General features: G+C 40.8%; 8 protein-coding genes. 2 read left to right on the forward strand and 6 right to left on the reverse strand.

From position 1 onward, the window contains the following. Positions 1-580: 580 nt before the first annotated feature. The 3 genes from AC25JC_RS05325 to rlmH all read right to left on the reverse strand — a co-directional run bounded on the left by AC25JC_RS05325 (position 581) and on the right by rlmH (position 2,922). A complete protein-coding gene (locus AC25JC_RS05325) occupies positions 581-1,357 on the reverse strand; it encodes a DUF4377 domain-containing protein (RefSeq protein WP_486923601.1) in 777 nt (258 codons plus the stop codon). A 168-nt stretch (positions 1,358-1,525) separates the two neighbouring features. After that, positions 1,526-2,302 (reverse strand): dioxygenase family protein, encoded by a 777-nt coding sequence (locus AC25JC_RS05330; RefSeq protein WP_180115371.1) that lies wholly within the window; start codon positions 2,300-2,302, stop codon positions 1,526-1,528. 137 nt (positions 2,303-2,439) lie between these two features. Further along, on the reverse strand, positions 2,440-2,922 hold the full coding sequence (gene rlmH, locus AC25JC_RS05335; RefSeq protein WP_078189858.1) for a 23S rRNA (pseudouridine(1915)-N(3))-methyltransferase RlmH: 483 nt from the start codon (positions 2,920-2,922) through the stop codon (positions 2,440-2,442). Positions 2,923-3,074: 152 nt separating this feature from the next. Here rlmH and AC25JC_RS05340 point away from each other — a divergent pair, with 152 nt between their 5' ends. Beyond that, the gene (locus AC25JC_RS05340) at positions 3,075-4,037 is read left to right on the forward strand and encodes a M20/M25/M40 family metallo-hydrolase (RefSeq protein WP_373685846.1); all 963 of its coding nucleotides are present in this window, start codon (positions 3,075-3,077) and stop codon (positions 4,035-4,037) included. A 416-nt stretch (positions 4,038-4,453) separates the two neighbouring features. On the opposite strand, the gene lon is transcribed toward AC25JC_RS05340, so the two are convergent. The 3 genes from lon to AC25JC_RS05355 all read right to left on the reverse strand — a co-directional run bounded on the left by lon (position 4,454) and on the right by AC25JC_RS05355 (position 8,629). Further along, positions 4,454-6,880, reverse strand: a complete 2,427-nt coding sequence (gene lon / locus AC25JC_RS05345) for an endopeptidase La (RefSeq protein ID WP_486923602.1) — start codon at positions 6,878-6,880, stop codon at positions 4,454-4,456. 147 nt (positions 6,881-7,027) lie between these two features. Then, positions 7,028-7,615, reverse strand: a complete 588-nt coding sequence (locus AC25JC_RS05350; RefSeq protein ID WP_486923603.1) for a 5-formyltetrahydrofolate cyclo-ligase — start codon at positions 7,613-7,615, stop codon at positions 7,028-7,030. 135 nt (positions 7,616-7,750) lie between these two features. Further along, positions 7,751-8,629, reverse strand: coding sequence for an OmpA family protein (locus AC25JC_RS05355; protein WP_486923604.1), 879 nt, complete (start codon positions 8,627-8,629; stop codon positions 7,751-7,753). Between the two features lie 156 nt (positions 8,630-8,785). On the opposite strand from AC25JC_RS05355, the gene AC25JC_RS05360 reads away from it, so the two are divergent. Then, positions 8,786-21,571 (forward strand): Ig-like domain-containing protein, encoded by a 12,786-nt coding sequence (locus tag AC25JC_RS05360; protein WP_486923605.1) that lies wholly within the window; start codon positions 8,786-8,788, stop codon positions 21,569-21,571. Positions 21,572-21,806 lie beyond the last annotated feature (235 nt).

The following is a 21,806-nucleotide window of genomic DNA, read 5'->3' on the forward strand; positions in this document are numbered from 1 at the left end:
TGAACTGAAAACCGAGGCTTCTGCCTCGGTTTTTTTATGGCTTAATGGTTTGGAATATATTGGATTCTTAATTAGTGCTCATCTGGGTAAGTTGGATTTCGCTATCCATAACGTTGAAGTGAAAATTTAAGGGTTGGCTGAGCAAACGTTTAATATGAAGCTCTTGCTGATGTAATTGTGGGTAGAACTTCATGGTACTCCCTACATCATAATTGCGGCCAATGTGATTACAGCCATTAAAAATGTCATACGGCCATTGTTGAATTTGAGAGTTATTTGGGCGGGTAAAGCGTTATTTTCTACGAGACCCGATTCTTTTGAGTTAATTGTTCTGCTTCAAAATCGCGTAAATCAGTAATTCACTGTATGCCTTTAAAAATATAGGTCTGTTGAGTGCGATTCATCACGATAAATTCAGGCAGGGCATTGGGGGCTTTGTAGTAACTTTAGATTCACATCGCGAAAGCATTGGCTGAAAAGCACATTGTGATTTGAAAACTTTGCACGGCTGATCAGCATTTGCAGTTGTGAAGATATAAAAAAACCGAGGCGATGACCTCGGTTTTTTATCGGCTGTAACTTACAAGGTACCTTTTACGGCTTCACGTTCGACTGACATATCAAAAATATAGGCATATTTTGATTGGTCAGCAGCAGGGTTTTTACGTTCAAAACGTTTTACGCGAATAATTTGGCGTTCTGCAGGAGTGTGATTAAAGCCTTCAATTTGATCGTAAAATAAGGTCCAGTCTTTATCAACTTGTGTTTTTAGGCCTTTTTCATCGTACTTCACTTCACGTACTTGCAAACAAGTTTGTGGAGCAACGCCTGTACATTGTTTCGTTTCAGGGCTGACTTCAAGGAAAATCGTTTCGCCTTGTGAGTTATATTGGGTTTCAGGTGTTAATTTTCCAGTGAACACCAGTTTCTCACCTGTTGCAGAGATAATGGTTAACGTTGGATTTTGTGGATCTGTAGTATTTAAAACAAAAGGTGCTTTACGGTCACTAAAGAGTGAAGATGCAAGTCCTTCTTGTTTCATCGCATTATCAGGACACGCCATCATGGTAGATGCAATATTGCCTGTTACAAGTGTATTGTGTTCCACTTTCCATTGGGTTGACATGCTATTACAGCTGGTTGAAATACCCAAAGTGCCATTTTCTAGAAAATTTAAAACTAAAGGTTTTGGTGCATTTTCAGTGGTGGTGCTCCATTGATATGAAGCTAAAGTTTTATCAGCATTTTGTTGTTGTAATACGCTCACGGCTAAATCTCCAGCTTTTTGGATATCGCTTGATTGACATGCTGCAAGGGCTAAAGGGAAGAGGGCGATCGCTAAATATTTTAATTTCATTACGCTAACTGTTCTAAGTGAATTTTAGCCTGTAGCATAACCCATTCATTTTAAAAAAATATGAATACATTCAGCTCAAATAAGTAGCAAAATGTATCCATAAATAATAATTTGTTAACTTATTAATATAAATTATAAATAAGTCAAACTATTTCGTTTTATTCACATTTAATCAAAACGATAAATATCCATACCCAGTGAACCCATACTAAAGCTACTGTGAACAATAGAGAAGCGGGGGCCTGCACCCATCGCAAAGAAGATGGGTGCAAAATGTTCAATGGTCGGATGGTTGCGTTGTACAAACGGGATATTTTGCCAATCGAGAACTGCATCAAAATCTTGATGGGTGAGCTTATTGACCACAAAATTACGGAATGTAGACGCCCATTCAGGCACGGCTGCGGCACGTGCATCCCAAGCCAATTCACGTAAGTTATGAGTAATACTGCCCGATCCAATCAACAGGATTTGCTTGTCACGTAAAGGTGCAAGCGTTTGTCCAATTTTATAGATCTCTTGCGCAGACATGGTCATCGGCAGTGATATTTCAATTACAGGAATGTCGGCATCAGGATACATATGCAATAACGGCATCCAAACGCCATGATCGCGTGGACGGGTGCTGTTGGCATGTGCAGGTAATCCTGCATTGGCAAGCAAATGAAGGATTTCTTCTGCAAGCTCTGGGTTACCCGGCGCTGGATAGCGAATATCATAAAGTTCCGCAGGGAAGCCACGGAAGTCATGCCAAGTTTCAGGACGGGCACTTGTACTTACTTCTAGTGCGTTACTTTCCCAATGTGCGGACATGATAATAATGGCTTCCGGTTTTGGAAGATTCAGGCTTAAACGTTCCAACGCAGGACCGACTTGCTCAGGATTGATGGCAAGCATAGGTGAGCCATGGGAAATAAATAAACCTGGAAGTGTTTGTAAATTCATCGCGGTCGCCGTTGGTTGTTTAAAGGAATATGAAGATCATGCACTAAATTATTCAGCGTAACAATTCGGATAATTTCAACGGTTTGTTTCATTGTTGCAACGCTGTAACTGCTGTATACGCTGGATGTCAGTTCGGATTAACCCGCACGATGGTAAGGGTGATTATGGTTAATACTCATTGCACGGTATAGCTGTTCGATGAGCATGACACGAACCATTGGATGCGGCAAAGTTAGTTTAGATAAAGACCAATGCCATGCTGCTGCTTTACGTACCGCCTCAGAATGTCCATCTGGTCCACCAATAGCTAAAACCACATCATTGCCTTCAAGCATCCAACCTTTCATCGTTTCAGCCAGTTTTTCGGTACTGAACTCACGACCACCGACTTCTAAGGCGATCAGTACTTCATTCGATTTCATGGCATTTAAAATGCTGTCACCTTCAATTTGACGGTATTTTAAAATGTCGGCTTCTGAGTCGTTCTTGCCACGTTTGGCCATAGGCAGTTCAATGATTTGCGTTTGAACAAATGGCTGAATACGTTTGAAATAATCTTCAAAACCCGTCAGTACCCATGCTGGCATTTTTTGACCGATTGTCAGAATACGAATTTTCATACAGCGCCTGAAAGTATACAAAAGAGCATTATAACGGTTCGCTTGCACTTTGTATGTTCAGACACAATTTGCAATTGAAATCGTGTTCTGCTTGCTGTTTAAATACGCAGCATAAGCAGATTAGATCGAAGATGAAAATTGGAATAATAACAATGAAAAAAACATGGCAGGACGGTAAATTATTTTTGCTCAAGCAAGCAGCAATGCTTTCAATTTTTGCATGGTGTTCATTTGCGGCGTATGCCAACAATATTAGAACCGCTGAACCAGATAATTTAAAAGTCTATTTAGAGCAAATTATTGGTAATGAAGCTGAATATCGTAACTATAAGAACATTCAAGAGTTAAACCGGGTGTCTGCTTGGATTCGTGAGCAGATGCGTTTATTTGGTGTGAATTGTCGTTTTCAAACCTATACCGTAAACAGCCAACCATACCGTAATGTGGTCTGTCCCTTAAATGCAGGGCATAGCAACCGAGTGATCATTGGTGCGCACTACGATGTATTTGAGGAGCAGCATGGCGCTGATGATAATGCTTCTGGCGTTGCAGGTGTACTCGAAGCTGCACGGATTCTTTCGGCTGAAAAAGCGCGTTTAAAACAAAATATTGAATTTGTATTTTATACCCTTGAAGAACCGCCGTATTTTAGAACAGAGTCGATGGGCAGTTTTATCCATGCAAAATCGGTAGCAAAGGAAAAGGATAAAATTTCAGGTGTGTATATTCTTGAAATGATTGGTTATTTTGATCCGAAAGTTACCCAAGAATATCCTGTTGGACTGAAATGGATTTATCCATCGCATACGAATTTTATTGCATCGGTGGGGAACATTCAGTCTCGTGACTTAACCTCATCGTATTGTGCGGCGATGGAGTCATTGAAGCAGTTGCAATGTGAGCGCTTGATTTCACCTTCATTTATTCAGGGTGTGGATTTTTCAGACCATATGAATTATTGGCAATTTGATATGCCAGCGATGATGATCACTGATACGGCATTTTATCGTAATAAGCACTATCACACCGAGCAAGATACCCTGGATAAATTAAACTTAGACAAAATGGCTCAAGTGATCGATGGTTTAGTGAAAACCATCTTAAATTTGAAATAGCATGTCTTTAAAAACATGACATAAAAAACGCAGCCCCGAAAGCCTGTGGACTGCGATAAAAGGTCATCTACCTGGAGATGTAGATGACCATCTTGTTCCAATGATCATCACGCTTTTAGACGTGATTGGAACCAATAAAGAAACATACAGCGCGTATATCTCTCTACTATATATGTGGGATAGAGGGCGATATTTCAAGTAATAGTATTCAAATTTTGTAAGACTTTCTAATTGGCTATTCTTGATCTTGACGTCAAATTTGAAATAGTTATCCAATTAAAGGTTGTAGCTATTGTCTTGAGTCTTGTCATAGCGATGGATTTGAACGACAAGTTTAGAATATTCAGTATGAATAATGGATAAAAAAAGCCCTGTCCAAACAGGGCTTTTTTTCTTTTATTGCTAGTTGTTAGCGCTTAGTGACGAGCAGCTTTGCCACCTTCAGTTGCTTTGACAATCGGTGTCTTTGCAAGAGGTTTCGGCATATCAACCAAGGCTAGAGGTAAAATCTCATCAATCGATTTCACTGGTTTAATTTCTAGACCTTCTTTGACATTGTCTGGAATCTCAGTTAAGTCACGAACATTATCTTGTGGGATAAAGACAAGCTTGATGCCACCACGGTGAGCAGCGAGAAGTTTCTCTTTTAAACCACCAATGCGCATTGCACGGCCACCAAGACTGGTTTCACCTGTCATCGCAATATCTGGACGAATCGCAATGCCTGTAAACGCTGAAACCAGAGCAGTGGTCAGGGCCAAACCAGCAGATGGACCATCTTTCGGTGTTGCGCCTTCTGGTAAATGCACGTGTACATCAGTTTCTTCAAAGCGAATCGCTTCAATACCCAGTTCATCTGCACGGGTACGTACAACGGTCATCGCTGCTGTGATCGATTCTTTCATGACATCGCCAAGAGAACCGGTGGTAATGAACTTGCCTTTACCTTTTACTGCCGCAACTTCAATCGTTAGCAGTTCACCACCAACAGATGTCCATGCCAAGCCGTTTACACGACCCACTTCAGCTTCTTCTTCGGCCATACCGAAGTCGAATTTGTGTGGACCTAAGTAGTCAGGAAGATTTTTCGAATTCACTTCAATTTGAAGATTTTTCGCTTTCTTGCTCACTGCTTCTTTTACCACTTTACGTGCAATTTTTGACACTTCGCGTTCTAAGCTACGAACACCGGCTTCACGTGTATAACGTTGTACGATATCGCGAATAGCTTCTTCGTGAACGGTTAATTCTTTTGCACGTAGGCCATTATTCTTGATGGCTTTTGGAACAAGGTAACGTTCAGCAATATTCACTTTTTCATCTTCGGTGTAACCCGGTAGACGAATCACTTCCATACGGTCAAGCAAAGCTTCTGGAATATTCATGCTGTTTGCAGTACAGATGAACATCACTTCAGAAAGGTCTAGATCAAGATCTAAGTAGTGATCATTGAACTTGCTGTTTTGTGATGGATCTAGGACTTCAAGCAATGCTGAAGCAGGGTCTCCACGGTAGTCTTGCGCCATTTTGTCAATTTCATCGAGTAAGAACAGAGGGTTCTTTACGCCAACCTTAGACAAAGATTGCACAATTTTACCTGGCATAGCACCAATATAAGTACGACGGTGACCACGGATTTCAGCTTCATCACGTACGCCGCCAAGCGCCATACGGACAAATTCACGACCAGTTGCTTTGGCAACAGATTCACCGAGTGAAGTTTTACCTACACCTGGAGGACCAACTAAGCACAGGATTGGACCACGAAGTTTTTTTACACGTGATTGAACAGCAAGGTATTCCACAATGCGGTCTTTCACGTCGTCTAAACCATAGTGATCGGCATCAAGAATATCTTGAGCTTTCGCAAGGTTAATGCTTACTTTGCTGGCTTTGTTCCACGGCGTATCTAAAATAACTTCTAGATAGTTACGCACGACAGCCGCTTCGCTCGAAGCAGGTTGCATTGCTTTTAGCTTACGGAACTCATTTTCAGCTTTCTTGCGTACATGTTCAGGTAAATCGGCTTCAGCTAGACGTTTTTCAATTTCTGCAACGTCATCCTCACCACCGCCATTCATGTCAGAAAGTTCGCGTTGAATGACCTTCATTTTTTCATTTAAGAAGTATTCACGCTGATTCTTTTCCATTTGGCGTTTTACAGAATCATGTAAGGTTTGCTCAATTTGCTGTTCTTCTGACTGTTGTAATAAATACGTCATCAGCTCAGCTAAATGTGCTTCAAATTCATCATGCTCTAAGAATTTTTGTTTTACATCAATATTCAAAGGCACGCGTGTTGCTACGAAGAATAATAATTGTAGCAAATCATCAATTTTATTGGCTGCTGCAATCAATTCACGTGCGTTACGCAATTTTGCTTCTGCATATTGAGCAAATAAGGTGCGTAATTCTTCCACACGATTATTCTGAGTTTCTGAGTCAACAGAAACCGTCATTGGGCTTAATGAATGCTCGGCAGTCAGGTAATCATCGGTATCGATAATTTTTTCTAACTTGGCACGATATAAACCTTCAATCAGTACTTTTATACAGTTTTCATCATTCTCATGATTCACAACTTGCACAATCTTCGCGACAGTACCGTATTGATATAAATTGTCGTGATCAATTTCTTCTGTAAGCGAATCTTTTTGTGCAACTACGAATACAAGATTGTCACTGTCACGTGCGACATTGACTGCATTGATCGACTTTTCACGACCCACAAACAGTGCAATTTGCATGTGAGGATATACAACCACATCTCGTAGCGCTAAGAGCGGTAATACGCTCGGAATTGTAGTTTCCAAGCTTTCTTCATTCATAATAATCTCAGACATGGGCACTCCTAATGAGTGACAACGGTGTTGCCATGTTTTTTATAGTGATGTGTATTTTTTAAATTACAAGGGTCATGCCAATTAAAATGTGTAAAAAATGACTAAATATGTGATTTTTAAGTGTAACTCAGTGTCAAAAATATCAAATTAACGTTTGAATCTTAAAGTTTGAGATGGGCTAATAAAGCCATCTAGCGGTTGATCCCATGCCTCTCGGACCAAGGGGTCTTGAATGAGTTGAAAATCATGACCAAGTCCTAAACGGTAGGGGGTAGAGTGGGCTGTTGCTAATGTTTTATCGTAGAAGCCACCCCCCATACCAATACGTGTGCCGTACTTGTCGCAAGCGAGTAAGGGCATGATTAAAAGGTCAAGATGAGAAACATGCTTCCCACGACTTGCCATCGGTTCTTTCATACCGAGTGGGTGATGAGAAAAACGTTTGTTGATGTATTGATGACGTGAGATTTCAACCCAAACCAGTTGCTGATTCATGTTGCAAATCATGGGTAAATACACGTGTTTTTGATGCGCAAAACAGTAGTGGATGATCTTTTGAGTGTGAATTTCACCGAATGCATGTAAATACACGCCTATATGCTGACTGCTCTGAAAATGACTGAGTCTGACTAAACGCTGTAGGACTTGTTGTTCAGCTTGTCGTTGGGTCCATAGGTTTAGGCTACGACGCTGCTTGCGGAGTTGTTTACGAAGGCTGGTGATGCTGAAAGTCATGATTCATTTCAAAGTAGCACAAAATTCTCAAGGCATTTTAACTCGTTCAAGCTTAAAAGTCCGAAAAAATAGGTTTTATCTTTTTTATATAAAGCGTTCCTTAAACACTAGTTAGCTTAAGGAACGCATACTTATTTAAGGTTTTTTTATACCAAGAATTTGCACATCAACACGGCGGTCTGCTTGTAAGCAAGCTTTTAAGGCATTTCGATCTTGCACATCAAAACAACCATTGGTTACAGGCTGAGTTTCACCTGCTGAAGCGAAACTTAATTTATCAGCAGCAATCCCTTGGTTCATTAAGTAATTTTTGACAGTTAGTGCACGTTGCAATGCAAGTTGCTGATTATATTTTTCACTGCCTAAACGGTCGGTATGTCCGGTAAGCTTAATCATATCAATACGTGCATATTGGTTATTAAGTTTAGTTGCTAGTTCATTCAAGCTTGATTTACCTGCAGGAAGTAAATCGTTTAGTTTGCCACCATTAAATTTAAATAAAGAATCGGCAGCTAAGTTTATATTATCTAAACTCGGTTCAATTGGTTTTATTGCATTTTTTAGAGCATTTTCTCTAATCGGGCAATTATTAATCCTAGTGCCATCATTATTTAATATAACGGGTTTGCCGTTATTATCAACTGTAAGTAATAAGTTATTCAAAAGTGACTTTTCGTTTACACAATAGCTAACTGAATAATTTTCACAATGATTTGTACAATTTTTCACCTTAAATTGGTATTCGCCTTCTTTTAAATAAAAATCAGCAGAATTATTAATATAAAAATCACCCGCTTTAAATTCATCTATATAGAGCTTAGTTGCACATTTTTGGTTCTTAGCTTGATCATCTGCGCATAATTTTTCATCACGTTGAACATGTATTTTGTATGCATCAATCCTATTGTTTTGAAACAACAAATTATCTGGTTTTGCATACTTATTTACGCCAGGAAAAGTTGAACATGCAACAAGTGATGCGCTTAACGCAATGGTAGTGAAAGTCTTATACATAATGAATTCCGATTAATGCAATAAGGATAAACAATCGTCTAAATAATATTAAAAACATTATTTAAAGAAATATATTGAAAGAACTTTATTGAGGAAAAAATAACACTTTGTTAGACTCGTTACTAGATGTTACTAAATTAATAATGGCGAATTAATATGAAAGAATTGGTTGTAGTTGATAAAATTACTCTGAATAAGGTTAGCTTGTCTGCTAACCGTATTGTTTTGGAAGATGCATCAATAATTCAAACCAAATTACATAGAGAAGATGTTCAAGAGTTTTTACAAGACGGTAATACATTAATAATTAAATTGAAAAATGGTGAAGTAATTACCATTGAGAATTTTTTTGCACAATATGAAGACGGTTTAGTTTCTGATTTAGTTTTTGAAGATGATGAATGTGCATTCTTATGGTTCGATTTTACGAATGGTGTTGCGAGCTTTAAAGAAATTGCAGGTTTAGAAGTTTTATTACCACCAGCATCTTCTAGTTTTGGTGGGCTAGTGCCATGGTTAGTGGGTGGAGGTTTAGTTGCTGGCGGGATTGGTTTGGCTGGTGGTTCAAGTGATAGCAATTCATCAAAACCACCGGTAGAACGCCCACAAGTTGAAGTCAGCATTACGCCTGATGGTACGATTGTTCTGACCTACCCGAAGAATACCGATCCATCCACAATTACGCCTGACCAAATTACGGTTAAAGATCCAAATGGCAAAGACATCGTGGTTGAGTTTGGTACACCTGAAACTCAACCAGACGGTTCAATCACGGTAACGGGTAAAGTGCCAGAAGGTACGGACAGCACAATTACTGTCACTGTGCCAGAAGGTTCGTATGAAGATACAACGGGTAACCCAGGTCAACCGGGTACAGGTACGGGTACAGTAGATACTGAGCGTCCACAAGTTGAAGTGACTGTGACACCGAATGGTGACATCGTACTGACTTACCCTGATGACACCGATCCATCCACAATTACGCCTGACCAAATTACGGTTAAAGATCCAAATGGCAAAGACATCGTGGTTGAGTTTGGTACACCTGAAACTCAACCAGACGGTTCAATCACGGTAATGGGTAAAGTACCAGAAGGTACGGACAGCACAATTACTGTCACTGTGCCAGAAGGTTCGTATGAAGATACAACGGGTAACCCAGGTCAACCGGGTACGGGTACAGGTACAGTTGATACTGACCGTCCACAAGTTGAAGTAAGCGTGACACCAAATGGTGACATCGTATTGACTTACCCAGATGACACAGATCCGTCTTCAATCACCACTGACAAAATCACGGTTAAAGACCCTACGGGTAAAGACATCGTGGTTGACTTTGGTACACCAGTCACTCAACCAGACGGTTCAATCACGGTAACGGGTAAAGTTCCTGAAGGTGTTGATGGTTCAATTACTGTCACTGTACCTGAAGGTTCATATGAAGATGTAAATGGTAACCCAGGTGTTGAAGGTCAGGATACAACGACTGTAGATACGATTGCGCCTGAAGTTGCTGTAACGGTGACCTCTTCATCTGCGGATCATACTTCAGCAACGGCTACATTTACCTTTACAGAAAAAATTGATCCTGCAACTTTCTCTACGAATGATTTGATTGTTACGGGTGGTAAGGTAGTTGGTGCTATTACCCAAGTCGATGAGTTTACGTGGACTGTTGAACTTAAAACTGAGCCAGGTGTAACCGTATCTGTTGAAGTGAAAGATGACAGTTATAGCGATGTTGCGGGTAACACAGGTAAGGGTGATCAAGATCAATTGATTACACTCAAAATTACCGGTGTAACGCCAAATACAGATGCGAATGGCGATGATATTACTGTTATTACAGGTAAGACAGAGCCAAATAGCAAAGTGAGTGTACTCGTTCCGGGTCAAGATACACCATTAACAGTACAATCAGGCCCAGATGGTCTGTGGGAATTAACCGTTCCGGGTATTTTGAAAGATGGTAACGAAGTTTCTGCGACAACCACTTATGAAGATAAAAATGGTGATGTCGTCAGCACTGGTGATGAAGTTGAATTGCCATTCGTTTATATCGATGTTGTGGCGGGTGATGATGTCATCAATGAAACAGAATTGGCTGATTTAACTGAAACTGTAGATGGTCAAAACTTTATTACAGTGACAGGTACGATCAGTAATCCTGCTGCAGATTTGATTGTGAACTTTAATGGTACGCCTTATAGCGGTTCACAAGTGACTGTGACTCCACAAGGTCAATGGAGCATCCGTGTTCCTGTTGCAGATGTGAAAGAAAGCAACACCGTGACTGCACAAGCAACCACAGATACAGCAACGTCAAATACAGCTGAACGTCAACCTGGTTTAGATAATCAAGCACCGACTGTGACTGTTGAAATGACAGAACAAGGTCTGATTAGCATTAAATACGAATCGGATGTTAATCCTTCAACGGTTGATGTTGCAGATTATACAGTGGTTGATCAGTTCGGTAAGAAAGTTACTGTGGAATACACAGTATCTGAAGATGGCTTAACTGTTACAGGTAAAATCACAAGCCCAGTGGATGGCAAAGTGACTGTACTTGTACCAAAAGACAGTTATCAAGATTTCAGTGGTAACAATGGTACTAAAGGTTCTGCAAGTGAATCTGTTGATACAACTTCACCTACAGTAAATGTGACCATTACACCGCAAGGTGAAATTGTGGTGACTTATGAAGATGATGTTGATCCGAAGACTATTGATCCAAAAGACATCGTGGTTAAAGATCCACTAGGCAATGTGATCATTGTTGAGTTAACACCATCTGCAGATGGCTTAACGTACACAGGTCAAGTGCCAGAAGGTATTGACGGTAAGGTAACGGTTTCAGTTCCTACAAATTCATACGAAGACTTAACGGGTAATCCGGGTAAAGCTGGAACAGGCGAAGGAGATGTGGATACAGATCGTCCACAAGTTGAAGTAACGGTGACACCTGAAGGTCAAATCATCGTGACTTATCCTGAAGATACTGATCCAACGACCATTGATCCTCAAGACATTATCGTTAAAGACCCATCAGGTAATGACATCACTGTAACGTTAACACCATCAGATAATGGCTTAACCTATACAAGTAAAGTGCCTGAAGGCATCGACGGTAATGTGACTGTAGAAGTGCCTGAAGGTTCTTATGAAGACCTTACAGGCAACCCAGGTCAAGTCGGTGTCGGTGAGGGTTTTGTAGATACAGATCGCCCACAAGTTGAAGTAACCGTGACACCAAATGGTGACATTGTTTTAACTTATCCAGATGATACTGATCCATCATCGATAACTACCGACACAATTACGGTAAAAGATCCAAATGGCAATGACATCGTCGTTGAGTTTGGTACACCTGAAACTCAACCAGACGGTTCAATCACGGTAACGGGTAAAGTGCCAGAAGGTATTGAGGATAAAGTAACAGTTGAAGTTCCTCAAAACTCGTATGAAGACATTACTGGTAATCCGGGTAAAGCAGGCGAAGGCCAAGGTGATGTAGATACAGACCGTCCACAAGTTGAAGTAACGGTAACGCCTGAAGGTCAAATCATTGTTGAATATCCTACAGATACCGATCCAACGTCGATTACAACAGATAAGATTGTGGTGAAAGACCCTGAAGGTAATGAAATCACTGTGACTTTAACTCCGTCGGAAGGGGGCTTAACCTATACAGGTCAAGTTCCAGATGGTGTGGATGGAACAGTCACTGTTGAAGTTCCTGAAAATTCTTATGAAGACCTTACAGGTAACCCGGGTAAAGCTGGTGAAGGCAAAGGTGATGTCGATACTGATGGCCCTCAAGTCGAAGTGACTGTGACGCCTGAAGGTCAAATCATTGTTGAATATCCTACAGACACCGATCCAACCTCAATCACAACAGACAAGATCGTGGTGAAAGACCCTGAAGGTAATGAGATCACTGTGATTTTAACCCCGTCAGAAGGCGGCTTAACCTATACAGGTCAAGTTCCAGAAGGTGTGGATGGTACAGTAACGGTTGAAGTTCCTGAAAATTCATATGAAGACCTTACAGGTAATCCGGGTAAAGCAGGCGAAGGTAAAGGTGATGTCGATACAGACCGTCCACAAGTCGAAGTGACTGTGACGCCTGAAGGTCAAATCGTCGTAACTTATCCTGAAGATACCGATCCAACATCAATCACGAAAGATAAGATTGTGGTGAAAGACCCTGAAGGTAATGAGATCACTGTGACTTTAACACCGTCAGAAGATGGCTTAACGTATACAGGTCAAGTGCCAGAAGGTATAGACGGTACAGTAACGGTTGAAGTTCCTGAAAACTCGTATGAAGACCTTACAGGAAATCCGGGTAAAGCAGGCGAAGGCAAAGGCTCAGTGGATACAGATCGTCCACAAGTCGGTGTGGAAATCACTCCGAATGGCGATATTATCCTGACTTATCCTGAAGATACTGATCCAACGACTATTGGTACTAGCACGATTACGGTTGAAGGTCCTAAAGGCCCAATCACAGTTGAATTTGGTACGCCTGAAGTACAAACAGATGGCACTGTTGTTGTGACCGCGAAAGTCCCTGAAGGTGTTGACGGTCAAGTGACTGTTACCGTGCCAGAAGGTTCGTATGAAGACTTGATTGGCAATCCGGGTAAATTGGGTGAAACTCAAGGCAATGTCGATACTGACCGTCCAAGTGTTGAAATCACCTTAACACCACAAGGTTCGATTGTTATTCAATATGAAGACGATGTCGATCAAACTACGATTGATCCAAAAGACATCGTGATTACAGATGAAAATGGTAATCCGATTAAAGTTGAATTAACGGTATCTCCAGATGGTTTAACCCTGACAGGTCAAATTCCACCAAATGTAGATTCAAAAGTGACCGTGATCGTGCCTGAAGGCAGTTACCAAGATAAAACAGGTAATGAAGGTCAATATGATATCGACAGCAAGTTGGTTGATACTGATGTACCTGAAGTGACTGTAACGGTTGATCCGCAAGGCAATATCACCGTGACTTATCCTGAAGATACAGATCCGAAAACCATCAAACCAGATGCGATTGTGGTGAAAGATCCTACAGGGAAAGAGATCACTGTTGAGTTAACGCCATCACCAGACGGCTTAACGTATACCGCTAAAGTGCCAGAAGGTATCGATGGTAAAGTGACTGTCGATGTACCAGCAGGCTCTTATGAAGATTTGACAGGAAACCCAGGTACACCAAGTACAGGTAAATATCCTGTCGATACCATCGCGCCAACTGTTGAAATCACTTTAACGCCTACAGGCGATATCGTGGTGAAATTTGAAGATGATGTTGATCCGAAATCGATTGACCCTGAAACAATTATTATCACTGATAAAGACGGCAAACCTATTGAAGTGACGCTAACACCTTCTGAAGATGGTTTGACTTATACAGGTAAAATCCCTTCAGGTGTGGATGAGCAAATTACAGTTGAAGTTCCAACAGGTTCATACACTGACTTGGTGGGTAACCCAGGTGTAACTGATAAAGAAACTGTAGATGTAGATACCATTGCGCCAACAGTGACTGTCGATATTTTTGCTCAAGCGACTGATAGCAAAGCAACAGCGACTTTTGAATTCAGCGAGAAAATTGATCCTGCAAGCTTCAGTTCTGCTGACTTGAAAGTGACAGGTGGTCAAGTTGTGGGTCAGCCAACCTATAACGAAACCACAGGTCTATGGTCAGTTGAACTGAAAGTTGAACCAGGTCAAACAGTAACTGTTGAAGTCCTTCCTGAAAGTTATACAGATGAAGCAGGCAATAAAGGTTCAGGTGAGAGTGATCGTTTAATCACGGTTAATATCACAGCTGTTACACCAAATACCACTGAAGACGGTACGCACGTTACCGTGATTACAGGTAAAACTGAGCCGGGTCATGATGTGGTTGTGACTTTGCCTGATGGTACAGAATTACCACCAGTGAAAGCAGGTCCAGATGGTACGTGGACAACAACGACTGAACTTCCATTAAAAGATGGTGATGACTTATCTGCGTCTACAACAGACCAAGATGGCAACCCAACGAAAGACACTGTGTCTTTACCATTGATTTCGATCAATGTAATTGCGGGTGATGATGTCATTAATGAAGAAGAAATGGCTGAATTGACTGATGAAGATGGTAATTTCATTATCACCGGTACAATTTCGAACCCGAATGCGGCAATTACTGTCGATGTGAACGGTACTGAATATACTGTTGATCCTGCGGATATTACGCCTACAGGTCAGTGGACACTGAAAGTTCCTGCAACTGAAATCAAACCGGAAAACTCAATCACTGCAACTGCGAAAACAGATACAGTGACTTCAGAAGATGCGATTCGTAATCCTGGTTTAGACAATGATGCACCAACAGTTCAAATTGACATCACTCCACAAGGTGAGATCAAAGTAACATTTGCACCAGATGTCGATCCTGCAACGATTGATCCAAAAGACTTCGTGATTACAGGTCTAGACGGCAAACCAGTAGTGATTGATTTCACGCCATCTGAAGATCGTTTGACTTATACCGGTCAAGTGCCTACAGGTGTAGATACCTCGATTACAGTAAAAGTGCCTGAAGCATCTTATTCAGATAAAGCGGGTAACCCGGGTGAAGAAGGTTCTGAAACAGTTACAGTGGATACAGCTCCGCCTGTAGCAGAAGTGACTGTGACACCAGATGGTAAGATCACCATTACATATCCAGATGACACAAAACCAGACACCATTGATACCACAGGTATTATTGTGGAAGGTCCAGATGGTGAAGTGATTCCGGGTGTAACCTTTGAAGAGCAACCTGATGGTACATTTACAGCGAAAGTGCCAGAAGGCATCGATGGCGACATCGTCGTGAAAGTGCCTGCGGGTTCTTATGAAGACACTACAGGCAACTCAGGCGAACCTGTAAAACAACCAGCTACGGTAGATACAGAATCTCCAGTCGTTGATGTTCAAATCGATGAAAACGGTAAGATCACACTGACTTATCCAGAAGATACTGATCCTGACACGATTGATACGACAGGTATTGTTGTTGAAGGTCCTAAAGGCCCAATTTCTGATGTGACTTTCGAAAAACAACCAGATGGTACCTACACTGCGAAAGTACCTGAAGGTGTTGATGGCGAGATCGTTGTGAAAGTACCTGTGGGTTCTTATGAAGACACTACAGGTAACTCAGGTGAGCCAGTTGAACAACCGGGTACTGTGGATACAGATACACCAACAGCAACTGTAACCATTACTCCAGACGGTAAGATCACTGTCACTTATCCTGATGATGTCGATCCATCGACAATTACAGAAGAGTTGATCGTGGTCGAAGGTCCAAAAGGTCCAATCGAAGTACCATTTACACCACCAGTGAAACAACCAGATGGTTCATACGTGGTAACAGGTGAAGTGCCTGAAGGTACAGATGGCGAAATCGTGGTGAAAATACCTACAGGTTCTTATGAAGACACTACAGGCAACTCAGGCGAGCCAGTTGCTCAACCGGGTACTGTAGATACAGATACACCAACAGCTGAAGTCACTATTACACCTGACGGTAAGATCACAGTAACCTATCCTGATGATGTTAAACCAGACACGATTGAACAAGGTAAAATAGTTGTTGAAGGTCCAAATGGTCCAATCGAAGTACCATTTACACCAGCAGTGAAACAACCAGATGGCTCATACGTGGTAACGGGTCAAGTGCCAGAAGGCACAGATGGCGACATCATGGTGAAAGTACCTGCGGATTCTTATGAAGACACCACAGGAAATTCAGGCGAGCCTGTTGAAAAACAAGGAACGATTGATACTGAATCTCCAACGGCTGAAGTGACGATTGAGCCGAATGGTGAAATTATCGTTACATATTCACCTGATACGGATAAAACAACTATCGATCCAACTGATATTGTCGTGAAAGATAGCAAGGGCAATACCATTGTGGTTGATTTTGTTCCATCTAATGATGGCTTGACTTACACAGGTAAAGTGCCAAATGCGATTGATGAAAATATCACAGTGACTGTGCCTGAAAATAGCTTCAAAGACACCACTGGTAATGACAATACGACTTCGGTAAAAACTGACCCTGTCGATACGATTGCACCAAAAGTTGAAGTCGTGATCACGCCAGAAGGTCAAATCACACTGAAATACGAAGACGATGTTGTTCCATCGACCATTGATACCTCAAAAATTGTGATTGTTGATGGCAATGGTAAATCTGTACCTGTGACATTTACACCGAGCGAAAACGGCTTGACTCTCGTTGGTCAAGTTCCTGATGGTATTGATAGTCAAATTACTGTAACTGTACCAAGTGGTTCGTATCAAGATGAAGTGGGTAATAAAGGCGGTAAAGGCAGCACGTCAAAACCTGTCGATACTCAGTCTCCTGAAGTAGAAATCAGCATTACTCCTGACGGTAAAATCACCATTACTTATCCAGATGATGTCAATCCTGACAGCATTGAAGAAGGTAAAATTGTTGTTGAAGGTCCAAATGGTCCAATCGAAGTACCATTTACCCCACCAGTGAAACAACCTGATGGTTCATATGTGGTGACAGGTGAAGTTCCTGAAGGTACAGATGGTAATGTGACTGTTACAGTTCCAACAGACAGTTATGAAGATACCTTAGGCAATCCAGGTGAAGAGGTTGATACGACGGTTCCTGTCGATACCATTCCACCTAAAGCCGAAGTGACTGTTACACCAGATGGTAAGATCACAGTGACTTATCCAGATGATGTTGATCCAGATACGATTACAGAAGAGAAGATCATTGTTGAAGGTCCAAAAGGTCCGATCGAAGTAACGTTTACACCACCAGTGAAACAACCTGATGGCTCTTATGTGGTAACGGGTGAAGTTCCTCCGGGTGTAGATGGCACAGTAACAGTGACCGTTCCGGGTACATCTTATGAAGATGAATCAGGTAATCCAGGTGAACCTGAAACAGCGAATGGTAACGTTGATACCGATGTACCGACTGCAACGGTGACCATTTCTCCTAACGGTAACATCGTTATTCAATACCCTGACGATACCAACCCAGACTCGATTGATACATCGACGATCACCATTACAGATAAAGATGGCGATCCAGTTGTGGTTGAATTAACACCATCGACAGATGGCAAGACCTTTACAGGTAAAGTACCGAACGGAAATGATACTGATATTACGGTTAGCATTCCGACTGGTAGTTATACCGATGAAACGGGAAATCCGGGCGCTCAGGTTGATGTCACTGAACCAGTAGATACCATTGCACCTAATGTTGATATCGATATCACACCAAATGGTCAGATTACTTTAACATTTGAAGATGATACGGATCCAAGTACCATCCAAACTGGAAAAATCACAGTAACTGACAAGTCTGGTAATCCTATCGTTGTTGAATTTGTCCCAAGTCAAGATGATCCACTTGTATTGGTAGGTCGTGTTCCTGAAGGTACTGAAACTGGTATCGTGGTGACAGTTCCAGCGGGTAGTTATCAAGATGATGTAGGTAACAAAGGTACTTTAGATCAAGATTCTGCTGATGTAGATGCTGTTCCTCCAGTCGCTGAAGTAACAATTACACCAGACGGTAAGATCACAGTGACTTATCCAGATGATGTGAACCCTGACACGATTGAAGAAGGTAAAATTGTTGTTGAAGGTCCAAATGGTCCAATCGAAGTACCATTTACGCCGCCAGTGGAACAACCTGATGGTTCTTATATCGTGACTGGTGAAGTTCCTCCGGGTGTTGATGGTGACATTACAGTGACTGTCCCAACAGATGGCTATGAAGATAAATCAGGCAATCCGGGTGAGGAAGTAGATAAAACTGTCCCAGTGGACAATATCGCTCCTGAAGTTGAGACAACCCAAGTGGTTACGAGAGAAGATCAAAGTGTGACATTAACATGGGCGCATTTTGGTATTTCAGATGCAAATACAGCAAATGATCAGCTTGTTATTACAGTAACAAATCTGCCAAAAGACGGTGTATTGACAATCGTAGATGCTGCTGGGAATAAAACACCAATCATCGCGGGTCAAACACTAACTTATGCTGATATTAATGCCGGAAAAGTTGTATTTGCGCCAGATGCTAACGAAGCTTCAGCAACTGACGGCGGAGTATATGCAGGCCTAGAATTTAATGTTTCTGATGGTAAACATGTGACGTCAGGCGAGCTAGAAATTGTTGTCGATGCAGTGGCAGATAAGCCATCCTTAACTCTAGATTTATTAGATTGGAATCCAACAGTGATTAACCTTAATAAAACAACATGGAGTAATTTAGGAACTGTAAATGGCAATAATCTGACTGCCAATGGTGGATCAGGTGCTTCTAAAGATGCACTTAAGAAAGCTTTTGAATATTTATTATCTGATGCTGGGCAGACTGCATATAAAAACCAGATCGTATCAACAGGTAATACGAATTCTCTGGTTTCAGAAGGCAATATAACGGCTAAAACTGGTGTGGCAATTACAGGCTACGTATTCTTAGAAGCCGGCACTGTTTATAAATATACTGGTAAGGCTGATGATAGTGGTATGTTAATCATTGGTAATGAAGATCCTAAGCATGTGAGCTGGAAAGGTATTACATCTGTAGATAGTACATTTACTGTAGCAGAAACAGGATTCTACACATTTGATTTCTACATGCACAATGCAGAGGGTGATGGCAATTATAACTTCAAAGTGGTAGAAGAATCAGGCAAAGAGCTTGCTTATTACCCTGATCTAAAATCTGCTATTGCTGGACTTAATGACTTTTATAGTGCTACGCAACCTTCAGTTGAATGGACTGTTTCTGATTTACTTCAAAAAGATGCTACTGATAAAGACCAATATGGCTTCCATCGCCCTTACTTTAATTTAAGTGGTGAAGTGGGAGAGGATATTTCTCTTGGATTACTTAATACGAAATTGAATGACCAAGATGGTTCTGAAAACTTAACACTGAATTTCTCAGGCTTGGTTGAAGGAATGCAAATTTACGCTGTTACTGTAGATGGAACTCGAGTATTACTCGGAACTGCAGATACAAATGGTAATTTAAGTTTTGTCGCTGAAGGCATGAGTATCGAAGGTTCGAGCTTAGTGGCGATTGCACCACCAAGTTTGGTTGTTACAGGTAATTCTTTACAGTTGAATGTGAAGCTTGAATCTGTTGCAACTGAAAAATCGAATGGTTCAACTGCAAGTTCAGAACTAGAGTTCGGTGTAATTTTATATCCTGCTTCTGTAACAAACGTCGCACCTGAAATTGAAATTGAACCAGAAGTAGTCACTGTTGGTGCAGCTGTTTCCGGTCAAAAAATTGCTACATATGCTGCATCGGATGCAGATAATGATAGTCTGACCGTGACATTTGCGAATGGATCTACAGTGAGTGCCGATGGTTTCTATCAATTGTCAGTGGTTGATCAATCTGTAATCTTAACTCAGAAAGGTGCGGATCAGTTAAATTCAGGTGCTGCATTGCCTTCGATAAGTCTTCAAGTTACTGATGGTAAAATTACAACTCCTGTAACTGGCAATGCTGAACTCATTGAGTTAAAAGCAACATTAACAAGTGAAATTTCGGTATCAACGTCAACATCAGGTGGAACTGGTGGTGGTTCATCTAGTTCAGTGATTAAAGTTCCAAACCTAGGTACAATTTATAAAGATGCACAAGGTAATTATGTTTCTAATGATCTTGTTGCTGGTGCGAAAATTGTAGATATTGCTGCAGAGATGCAAGCTATTATCAATGATCCACAGTATGGTAATGATTTCAATAAAATTAACGATGCGCTAAGAATCTTTACTAATTTGAAAAGTGAAATTAACGTTTCTGAAATTATTATTATCAATTGGGAGAAAATTAACAAAGTTCTGACTCAGAATGAGCTTGGGCTTAATTTCTCAAATAGTTTCCCTAAAGACTTTGGAGGTCAAAAAGGTACTCCGAGTGATTGGATTGTATTTGATGAACCGTATTCAGGTGCAAAATATCCAGTTAATTCAATGGTCTTGAATAACTCTGATACGACCAACTATATTGATGGTTTTAACTTGAGCATTACAGGTGTCCAAAATGTAAATAGCTTCCAAATTAATATGTTGGAAGGTGTACTATTTGCAGATGGAACTCAAATTGCTAAGACAGGTGAGAAAAATCAAAATGGACAGGATCAACTTGGTGTAGTAGCTCCGGAAGCAGGCGCTCCAGAGAAAGTTTTACAATTTACTTTACATGCAGAAGTTTTAAATGATGCAGAGGCAAATGTGAATGTAAATGGTGTGAAATTTAAATCTGCTGCTCTTGATGCTCTAGTTGATGCCAAAGTTTCGGTAAATGGTATATCAGTAAGTAAAGATTCAGATGGGTATTATACTTATCAAGGCACTTCAAGTAGTCAAGTTGAAGATTTTGTCGTGAAAGTTACAGTCCCTGAAACCTCAATTCAAGATGTAAATGTACTTACAACCCAGCTCGAAACAGAGTTAGGAAACAGTAATAATGTACTTCCTATTCAGGAAACAGTGACTGCGACAACATCGTTTGCGATATTCTCATTAGAAAGTGAAAGTTTACTTATTAGTGATGATATTGTTTTCGACCTTCTTGCAGATGACAATTTGGGCGGTAATACATTAACAACCGTAAATGATTTTTCTATTGCTGACCAAATCGACATCTCATCTTTACTTTCTGACGATGCAACTGAAGCAAATCTTGCAGAGTTTGTAACGGTTGAATATGACGAAGAAACTGATTCAGCTGTGATTTCAATTGACCGTGATGGCACATCAGGTACGGAATATGAATCACAAGATCTTGTAGTCTTGCTCAATCAAACGAGCAAAGTCGAACTAGATGACCTAATCAACAATAATCAAATTATTTACTAATCATTTGATGAACTAAAAAAGCACCTTCGGGTGCTTTTTTTTGCTTCCCAAAAAGTGAATGCAGATTGAAGACTTGGTTTTAATCAACAACTCATCGGAATTAAAACAAATACGCTATATCTACACTTGTATATTGAATAAGCTTTCTTTGCGCTTAAAAAGCGACACTTATCTGATGACGTAGCTCAAAAGGTATGCATAAAAACAAATTAATGGACAATAAAAATGAAAAAGA

It is taken from the genome of Acinetobacter sp. P37 (assembly GCF_057480965.1).